The organism is Acinetobacter sp. UBA5984 (assembly GCF_002429925.1).
Taxonomy (GTDB): domain Bacteria; phylum Pseudomonadota; class Gammaproteobacteria; order Pseudomonadales; family Moraxellaceae; genus Acinetobacter; species Acinetobacter variabilis.
This window is the reverse complement of the sequence record NZ_DJBE01000037.1, coordinates 1-9998: the sequence shown is the minus strand read 5'-3', so window position 1 is coordinate 9998 and position 9998 is coordinate 1. Positions and strand designations below refer to the sequence as shown.

General features: G+C 38.8%; 6 protein-coding genes. 4 read left to right on the top strand and 2 right to left on the bottom strand.

Going from position 1 to position 9998, the window contains the following annotated elements:
* Positions 1–130: 130 nt before the first annotated feature.
* Positions 131–1051: a Dyp-type peroxidase gene (locus B3J29_RS05555; protein ID WP_175966375.1), complete on the top strand. Its 921-nt coding sequence runs from the start codon at positions 131–133 to the stop codon at positions 1049–1051.
* A gap of 794 nt (positions 1052–1845) precedes the next feature.
* Here B3J29_RS05555 and B3J29_RS05550 read toward each other — a convergent pair.
* Together B3J29_RS05550 and B3J29_RS05545 are read right to left on the bottom strand one after the other, a co-directional pair.
* Positions 1846–3771 carry a peptidoglycan DD-metalloendopeptidase family protein gene (locus tag B3J29_RS05550; RefSeq protein WP_262477957.1) on the bottom strand — a complete coding sequence of 642 codons (1926 nt, stop codon included), beginning with the start codon at positions 3769–3771 and terminating at the stop codon, positions 1846–1848.
* Between the two features lie 17 nt (positions 3772–3788).
* On the bottom strand, positions 3789–6617 hold the full coding sequence (locus tag B3J29_RS05545; RefSeq protein WP_175966379.1) for a type VI secretion system Vgr family protein: 2829 nt from the start codon (positions 6615–6617) through the stop codon (positions 3789–3791).
* 273 nt (positions 6618–6890) lie between these two features.
* On the opposite strand from B3J29_RS05545, the gene B3J29_RS05540 reads away from it, so the two are divergent.
* The 3 genes from B3J29_RS05540 (at position 6891) to B3J29_RS05530 (ending at position 9982) form a co-directional block, all read left to right on the top strand.
* Positions 6891–8045: a methionine aminotransferase gene (locus B3J29_RS05540; protein ID WP_175966381.1), complete on the top strand. Its 1155-nt coding sequence runs from the start codon at positions 6891–6893 to the stop codon at positions 8043–8045.
* 103 nt (positions 8046–8148) lie between these two features.
* Positions 8149–9513, top strand: a complete 1365-nt coding sequence (locus tag B3J29_RS05535; RefSeq protein ID WP_004780677.1) for an MATE family efflux transporter — start codon at positions 8149–8151, stop codon at positions 9511–9513.
* A gap of 163 nt (positions 9514–9676) precedes the next feature.
* Positions 9677–9982, top strand: coding sequence for a hypothetical protein (locus B3J29_RS05530; protein ID WP_228761274.1), 306 nt, complete (start codon positions 9677–9679; stop codon positions 9980–9982).
* The last annotated feature ends 16 nt before the right edge of the window (positions 9983–9998 follow it).

Below are 9998 nucleotides of genomic sequence, written 5' to 3'. Positions count from 1 at the left end.
TAATTATATGACTTTTCCAATATTTTCAGCCAAAAAAATTGCTTAAACATCAGACTGCATACTATTCACTCTATAGCGCTTCAGGCACAATAGCAGGATTGGATACAGAAATTTATTACAGGAGCCATGAATGACAGCCCAATCTGTAATTTTGCCATTACCTTCAGATCATGCTCGCTTTATTGTTTTACGCCTGAAAGATCTCAGTATTGAAGATTTTAAGGAACGATTAGAACAGCTCTTTACGACACGCGATCGCCTGATTACCCAACATCCGAATGCGCAAATTAAAGCGGCTGTCGCTTTTGGTCCTGAACTCTGGTCAAAACTGTATGAACAGGCACCTGCTGGTTTTAAACAATTAGAGCCAATTCAAGGTTCATTTAATATGCCTGTGGTTCCCGCTGATGTACTGATTCATATTGCCAGTGCGCGTGCCGATATCTGTTTCGCCTTGAGTCAGTCTTTCTTCGAAGGTATTCGCGATCAGGTTGAAGTATTAGATGAGCGTGTTTGCTTCCGTTACTTTGATGGCCGTGATATTACCGGTTTCATCGATGGGACTGAAAATCCACAATTTCCGGATGATCGTGCTGAAGTGGCTTTACTCGGTGAAGATGCTGGTATTTTCCAAGACGGTTCATTTATTTTTGCGCAGCGTTATGCGCATAACCTGGATAAATGGAAGAAACTCAAAGTCGATGCTCAAGAACAAGTCATGGGTCGTACCAAACTTGAATCGATTGAGCTCGAGGATGAGGTAAAACCTGCCAATGCGCATATCGCTCGTACTGTTGTTGAAGATGAGGAAGGCGAGGAAATGGAAATTCTACGTCACTCTCTGCCTTATGGAGATGGTCGTGGTGACCAAGGCCTATTCTTCATTGCTTATACCAAAGACCTGAAAATCATTGATGCCATGTTAGTGCGTATGTTTGGTACATCAGGCGATGGGATCCATGACCGCTTGCTACATTTCGTGACTCCAATGGATGGTGCGTATTACTTTGCACCAAGTGAGGAGTTGCTAGAAGAGGTTTTGGAAGGGTAAAATTTATAAGGTCGGTGATTGCTACATTCTCCATAATGTAGCAATCTAAAAAATTATTTTTTAAGAAAGTTTCTATAATTAATATTTTCACACCCTAGAGTAAATGTTAAGCACTTTAAATCTGAATCTAAAATCAATTTATAGTCATTAATTTTCCTGTTACTTTCCCTAATATTGGCATTAGACCTCTTGCGAAAGTANNACTAACGCAAGAGGTCTATTATATAAATATTTTTTCTCTTCTTTAATATAAGAAAAATTATCACCAGCCAATATACTCCCGTAATCACTTTCTAAATTAGCAGATGAAGAATTTACTACTGGAGCTTCAATAACTAAATTTGATAACTTATTATATATAAAAAAGTTAGATATAAATTTTTTATAAGGTCTTTTCACATAATCTAATTCACTAAATTCCCTTATCCGAAAGGCAACTATTTTTTTATCTTGATAAAGTATTTTTAAATCTACAGTTGATTTTAAAGGCACAGTACCTTGATATAAAATATAATTTTTTTGATTATTTAAAACTTCGACGCCATAACTCTTAAGAATGTAATCTCCACCAGAATATTTTTTGTTTTTACCCCCATAATCAACTAAACTTAATTTTAAATTTTTATTTAATTGAGAGAATCTACCAAATTGATCCAGAAATAAAACTGGCTCTTTAATTTGGGTAGCACTTTGCTGGTAATCATTCCAATCTATATTTTTTGCGTGACATGATAGTGAAAAGAAGCTACTGCTAATTATTACTATAGATTTAAGTATTTTCATATTTTAAGTGCCTAAATCAATTTGGTTATAAAAAAAGGAATAGGATCAAATCTTCCTTGCAAGCCTGTACCGAGCAATGCTGAACTTCTTGCCTCGAAATGCAAATGTCCCCCTTTCGATATAGTAGTCATTCCCTTCGCATTTCCAGTAGAACCTGTTTTACCTAAAATTGTCTTAGCATCAACAACATCTCCTTTTTCAACATCTATGGTAGATAGATGTGCATAAAAAAAATAAATTGATTGGCTGTTTGTAATATTTTTTGATGCATAAGTTTTTTGCTTTTCAGGCAAGTCATCAATGTTTACTTCTAATACTATAATTTTGCCATATGCCTTTCCACTATCTGTTGCAATAGCAATAACCCCACTACATACCGCAAAAATATTCGTACCGGAATCAGCAGCTAAATCTATACCTTGATGGTTTCTAGTACCTCCATTTCTAACTTTCCCAAAAGTAGCACTTTTTACATTAGCTAGACCGGCAACTCTTAACTGGTTTATTGCTAAAGGATCTACCCACATTCCGCTGCCTCCAACAATTTTATTTTCTTGTATTTCGGTACTTGGTGTTGGTGTTGGTGTTGGTGAAGAAGTTTGCCCCAATAAAATTTTAATTGTTTCATCTAAAGATAAATTTATTCCAGAAGTTTTAGATTTATCCAATACATAATCATAAATATTAATATGTGCATCGATGTATACTCTTAGCCATATTCCATAAGCAACTTTTGCATCGTTGTCATATCTTTTCAAATAATCTAAAGCATTTTGTTTACCCTTATTTCCAAATTGTGCAAGCAATAACATTTTTGCTCTTTCTGGGGAAAAACTATTGTTTATGAATGACCTCGCACCTCCAGCTCCTTCATGATGTAATAGATAAGCAAATTTAGCTATTGAGCTCGGCTCTGTTAATTTTTGATAAGGTAGTTTTGACCATTTAAAATTTATAATTGCATAAGCAGCTGCTGCATCAATCGAAAATTCAGAGTTGAATCTAAGATTTAAAAGTTGCTCCTCAGTAAGATATTTATTTTTTGAAGCATATTGCCCTATTAAAGATTCTTGGTTTTTACAAAGTTCAAGCCAAGTACCTTTAAGAAATTGTGTTAATCCTGCGGCATTTGTAGTGGTATTAAAACTTTTGGAATCCCATTCTCCATTACTTTTTTTTGCAGCTTCAGCATGAATTAAAGCTGCTAGACTATGTGGAGTAAATCCATGACGTTTCGAAGCGTCTATAACGAATTTTCTATATTTATTATTTACTGTATTGAGTATGAAGTTCTCTTCTGTAAATTGGCTTGCAATTATATGGGTACTATTACCTAAATCAGTTCTTTTTTGGCTATTTACTGGCTTAGGTAAAATTATAGATGGTTGACTAGTATCTATTTTTTCATTTACCCCTTTTTCAATAGGATCTGCTAAATTTTTTAAGGATTTTTTGATTTCCTCTATTGTCTGTTGAACTATACCCGATTGAGGATAGTGACTGCCGGAGACTTTCATTTGCCTTGAAGTCAGCCTTAAAACTTTTTTCCCTATTGGTAAAGTTTTATGATTAGCTATTAAATCAAAATTACTTTTTATATTTTTATAATAAACTTTTAAACCTTTTGAATGATCTAAGATTTCTATATCATTAATTACACCGTCTTTAAAATTTATTTCTTTTGATTTACCATCATATTCTAGTTTTACAATTCCTTTTGAAATAGGTTTAAAAGATAAATCTAATAATATAATTTTTAAAATCAATTCAGCTTCAATCTTATTGATCTCATCAATATATATTTTTTGACCTACTTGTATTTTATGAATAGAAGAACCATTCAATTTATTAATTTTAGCTAATTTTTGTACTGTAATATTAAATTTTTTCGAGATACCCCACAATGTATCTCCTTTTTTTACAATATAATAATTCACAGAGAACACCTTTATAATTATTGAATATCTTCAATTTGAATTCCATGTTCACCCACATCAAATTCCTCCTCTAAATCTTTATTATCTAAATCTTCAAAGATATTTGACCATTGCTTAAATCCTACCAATGCTTCATAAGCAACCCATTCTTGAGAAATAGATAATTGCGTTTTACCATTAGAATCAGTTTTACCTTCCCATAAAATTTCCTTATTTTCAGGTATAAACATAGTTACTTCAGCACCTTCAATTCCACTACCACCTAAACTATTAAATAAAAAATCTACAGCGTATGGTCCAGATTTAGGCAACTCAGGAATCTCATAAATAGTTTTGGCTCCTTCTTTAAATATATGCTGCCCCGCTTTACACTCAAACTTCCCACCTGTTACTCCAAATACACCTTGTCCATTAATCTTTAACTGAGATCCACCGGCAGTAAGCACAATTTCTTTAGGGCTTATAATTTCAATTCGATCTTCAGTTGAAATAATTTTTACTTTATGACGAGCAATTGTTTCTATTGCGTCATCTTGTGCCTGGAGTTCGACCTTTCCCTTTGCCGCAACGGCTTTTAATCCTTGTTGGGCTGCAAATAAACTGATCTTGTCCTGAGCGTGAGCAATCAAAGATTTCTGTGTGGAAAAATTAATATTATCCGCAGCACTGTGGTTAATCTGCTGATCAGCTGAAAGATACAGGTCTTCATTAGTTGAGAGTGCAATTGAATTCGGTGCGCACAGCAGCATTAAAGCTTGTTTAAAGGTTTCAGCCTTGCTTTGATCTTGCTGTTCAATCTGATCCAGAAATTTTTTTAGATGATCTAACCCTTCTAAGGGGTCTGTTTGCTGATTTTTGGCAATCTCACTTAAAGCCTTACTATGATTCAAATTTGATTCAAGCTGGCTTTTCGCAGGACTGGTATCTAAGTGATTAGCATTGGCATTTTCTTGTTTATAGGTAGAAAGAAGCAAGCCAGCTCCCGCTCTAAGTGCTCCCCATTGATCTGTTCTTAACTCAAAGCCCTCACCACGCCCGTCGCTAGCCTCATCTTCTTTTGGATGACTTAGATTTCCTAAATTTAGCTGACTGGCCCCATGACTACTTTGCAGCTGTGCACTAATCTGTCCAGTTGTATCATCGAAGCGAATCTGGTTAAAACCTTCGCCATCCACCTCTTGAGAACGGATACCACTTAGTTTTTTAGTGAATGGCAACTGCCCCTTCTTATCAAACATAGTTTGATAACGTTCAGCTTCATGAATACGTCCAACAATAAAGGGGCGATCAATATCCCCTTCGAAGAAATCAATCACTACGATTTCCCCGATACGTGGATGGAATCGGGCGCCATAACCTTCACCTGCCCATGGCGTTAGCACATCTACCCAGGCCGAATCAGTGTCATTATCATTGGCACCAGCACCACCATCATGCTGATGATCTTCACTACGGGTAAACAAAAAACGGACCTTCACACGTCCCCATTCATCGACATAAATAGTCTCACCTTCAGACCCTACTACTTTCGCCCGTTGTGGATAGGCCATAGGCCGATGTTGTAGTGGATGATATTTAGGTATTACAGGAATATCTCGACGAATTAAATACAGCTCATTACCTTGTCTCTCATCATCCAGAACTTTCCAGTGACTGGACTGCATGAGCTGATCCAGCTGTAGCAAAAGATCTTTCGGTAAATTATTTTGGTTATAGAAGTGTTTGCCCAAAATTAAAAATTCACGCTCATTGTGCGGATGTTGATCAATTTCGGGATGGTCATGCAGTTCAAACCAGTAACCGACTTGGGCATCACGAACACTACTGCTGGCCTTAAAATATTTGGACTGCATAGCATGATAGTGACTAAGTTGCTGACTGAGTTGATCCAGTTGAGCTGGACTGGATGATGTAGCCTGATCTTCTCTCTTTAGGTCACTGGTCCAAGCTGGACTGATGTTCCAGACATCTTCCAGACTTAAACTGGTATGATCCTGAACACTACTTTGCTGAATATTCACTAACTGCTGGTTTTGCTCCTGCTCCAGATCTATAGCTTGCCAGCGTTGCAATGCAACACTATTTGGTACAAGTTGTCGCTCAGCAATTAGGCTGGTGATAGTATCGAATTGCTCAGTTGCATGACTGCGATGGAAGCGGATGGAACGGCGTTTTAAGGCTTGAAAATATTGCTGCTCATCAACAAGACGCAGGACTTGTGGCTGAATGGTTTGAGCTGAGATTGGAATAATTAATTCCTTTTCATCAATCAGCCAGTTAATACCCTCACTACGCCATAAGCGGGTCAGAAAATCATAATCACTTTCATTGGACTGTATGACCAATGGCCGTACATCATATTCACGATTTAGTCCGGAAAGATCCAAACTTAAACTTTTCGCAAATAAGCCACTTCGCTTTTGCCATTCAGTAAACAGAATCTCACTAATCGCTTTGATACTTTTATTCAAAAACACACGGCTATTACGGCGTTTATGCCAAAGTGAAGTCGCATCTTCGAGAGTCAGCTGATAGACACTTAAAGCACCATCGCTATGCCCCTGTTTAGCTGCGGTAATAATACCTGTAGTCCGGAAAAGCTTACCTTGATCAGTGACCTGATCAACAGCAACCTGACAGCCAATAAACTGCTTTAAGGCAATATAGGGATGGGTGGATAGACAAAGTAATTCAGCATGTAGTCCCTCATTGATCCAGTGCCTGCCTTCAATACGCTGAATCAGGACCTGAGAATTTAAAATTTCATTGGAAAATCGGAGATGAAGTGCACGCTTCTGTGAGCTTAGACCCAAGCCTTCAAGCACCGTATAAATACTCTGTAGCATTTTATAATTATTATTTGAGGTTATTTTTATCGCACTGATTTTAGGGAATAAGCTTAGAACAATCCATCTTGGTATTTATTTCACATGAATTAACCACAAATAACCTTACCCTGACCTAATATTCTCTATGCTTATGAAATAGAAGATGTATTCTGTTTCAACCTTTTCGATTTTTCTGATTATTTGCTGATTCACTTACTGCTACACTGAAAGCCGAATACTTTATATCTCCTACATCATCCTCGATTACAGGATAAGCCAGAGGCCAAGGACATGCTTGAGTTACATTCTAAACTTCCCAATCTGGGCGTTACTATTTTTAGTACCATGTCAGCCTTGGCACAAAAACTCGGAGCAATTAACCTGTCACAAGGTTTTCCGGATTTTCCTGCTCCACCGCAATTGATTGAAGCCCTCAGTCGGGCAGCTGAAAATGGTTTTAACCAATATGCACCGGGTGATGGCTTGCCAGTATTACGTGGTCTGGTCGCTGATCTTTATCAGCATCGTGACCAGCTTACTTTAGATCCGGTAGATGAAATCACCATTACTCCTGGCGCAACGATTGCAATCTTCTGTGCAATTCAGGCAACGGTACGAGCAGGTGAAGAAGTCATTATTTTTGATCCCAGTTATGACAGCTATGCGCCAAGCGTGAAGCTGGTCGGTGCCAAACCGGTACATATCGCTCTAGAATATCCTGGTTTTTCTGTGGACTGGAATAAGGTCAAAGATGCAATCAATGACCGTACCCGCATGATTGTAGTGAATACACCGCATAATCCCACCGGAACGGTATGGACAGAGCAAGACTGGCAGCAGCTGATTGAACTGATTCGTGATCGCAATATTGTAGTTCTGTCTGATGAAGTTTATGAACATCTGGTATTTGATGAAGTTCGTCATCATTCTGCAGCATCATTTCCGGAACTCCGTGAACGCAGTTTTGTGATTGGTTCTTTTGGTAAAACCTTTCATGTGACCGGCTGGAAAACCGGTTTCTGTGTTGCACCACCAGCCTTAATGCAGATGTTCAGACAGATTTACCAGTTTGTCAGCTTCTGTGGCGTGACCCCAATTCAGGTGGCTCTGACCGAATATATGCAACTACATTCTGAACATATCCATGAGCTGTCCTGTTTTTATCAGGCCAAACGGGATCTGTTTAATCATGCACTGACAGATTCCCGTTTTCACTGGACGCCGTCTCAAGGCACCTATTTCCAGAATCTGGATTACAGTGAAATTCGTCCTGATCTGGATGCACTGTCGATGTGTCACTATCTGGCGGAACAACACGGTGTTGTGGCGATTCCGGTATCAGCGTTTTATCAGGAGCCGCCTAAAGATTTACACTTATTGCGCTTCTGCTTTGCCAAAAAAGATGAAACCTTGATAGAAGCAGCACATATTCTTTCCAAAGTTTAAAAAAATAGACTTATTGGTTACTGAAAAGCTAAAGCGTTCTTGATGCTGATCAAGGATAATTTAGTCCTGATAAATATATGAAAAATCAAGAACAGGATGTCATATGGCACAGCAAGCATTGGTTCACCAGCAGAATTTATGGAAAACATTTTTTATTTTCCTGTTACCGCTGGTGGTTACCAACATCCTGCAAAGCCTGTCCGGTACGATTAATACTGTTTTTGTCGGGCAAATGTTGGGCGTGCAAGCGATTGCTGCAGTTGCAGTATTTTTCCCGATTCTGTTCTGTCTGATGGCCTTTGTGATTGGTCTCTCTGCAGGTTCTACGGTTCTGGTAGGACAAGCTTGGGGTGCCAGAAATCTTGAAAAAGTGCGCTGTGTAGTTGGCTCTACCCTGTTTATGACGCTGATTGGTGGCAGCCTGATTGCCCTATTGGGAGTATTTTTTGCTGAAAATATCTTGCAATTACTGGGCACAGATCCGGATGTGATGCACCTGTCTTTACCTTATGTGCAATGGATGCTGGCTGGTAGTCCTCTGATTTTTATTTATATTATTTATACTTCAATTTTACGCGGGGTTGGAGACAGTACTACGCCACTGTTTGCCTCTGCCCTAACGATTGGTGTGGGCTTGGTAGTGACACCGGTCCTGATCGCGGGTTATTTTGGTTTTCCTAAGATGGGGATCATCTCTCCCGCAATTGCAACCATTCTGGGTAACTTGGCTGTACTGTTATTTCTTATTCTCTATTTAAATTATAAACGTCACCCTCTAAGACCAGACTGGGCATTGATCAAAGATATTCGTCATCAGCCCCAGCTCAGCAAGATTATCCTGCGCTTAGGTATTCCAACCGGGGTTCAAATGGTCACAACTTCAGTCGCTGGTCTGGTCATTGTGGGTCTGGTCAACCGTTATGGTGCAGAAGCGACGGCGGCCTATGGTGCCGTGAATCAGGTACTGAATTATATTCAGTTCCCTGCTCTTTCTATTGCCATTGCAGCTTCAGTCTTTGGGGCACAGGCCATTGGTGCTGGTAAAAATGATTTGCTCAATAAAGTGACTCGAACTGCCTTAAGTATGAATATCTTGTTCACAGGTAGTCTGGTAATTCTAGCTTATCTGTTTTCTAAATATCTCATGGCTTTGTTTATCACTGACCCGCAGGTCGTGGTCCTAGGTCAGCAACTTCTCTTCATTGTCCTATGGTCGATTCTGTTCTTTGGTGCTAGCGCAATTTTTGCTTCGATCATGCGGGCCAGTGGCACAGTGACAGTCCCGATGTTGATCAATATTATTGCCATTATTGGCATTGAAGTACCAGCTGCCTATATGTTCAGCCGCTGGTGGGGTTTACAAGGGATTTGGTATGGTTATGCCTTGGCCTTTGTCTGTCTTTGTATCATGCAAGGCCTGTATTACCAGTTTATCTGGAAGAAAAAAACCATCGAGGCACTGGTTTAATCTTCCAGCTTGGACTACTGGATAAACCTTAGCAAAGCACCTCTAAATAGCGTATTTCCTGCTTAATCCATATTTTTTATATGGATTCATTTTTATTATATTTTTTCAGCCATGAAGATCCTTGTTATAAGCTGTGTATTGTATAAAAACACAAGGTCTTCTCATGGCTAAACGACAAATTAAACTGAGTGCTTTTATTCCAACGACTTCGCAACATGCGGCAGGTTGGCGCCATCCTCAGTCTCGTCCTAAGGATCATTTAAGTATTGATTATGCGATTGAATTGGCGAAAACTGCTGAACGCGGCCTGTTTGATGCCTATTTCCTTGCAGATGGTCTGGCAGTCAACTGGAGTCATGGTGCTTCCAAACATAATAAGAATGTGGCTTTGTTGCACAAATATTTAAAAGACAGCACCTGCTTATCTGAACAGAACTCAAGTGACAACTTGGGTATGAGGACAACCTAATTCTGTAAATCTGTTT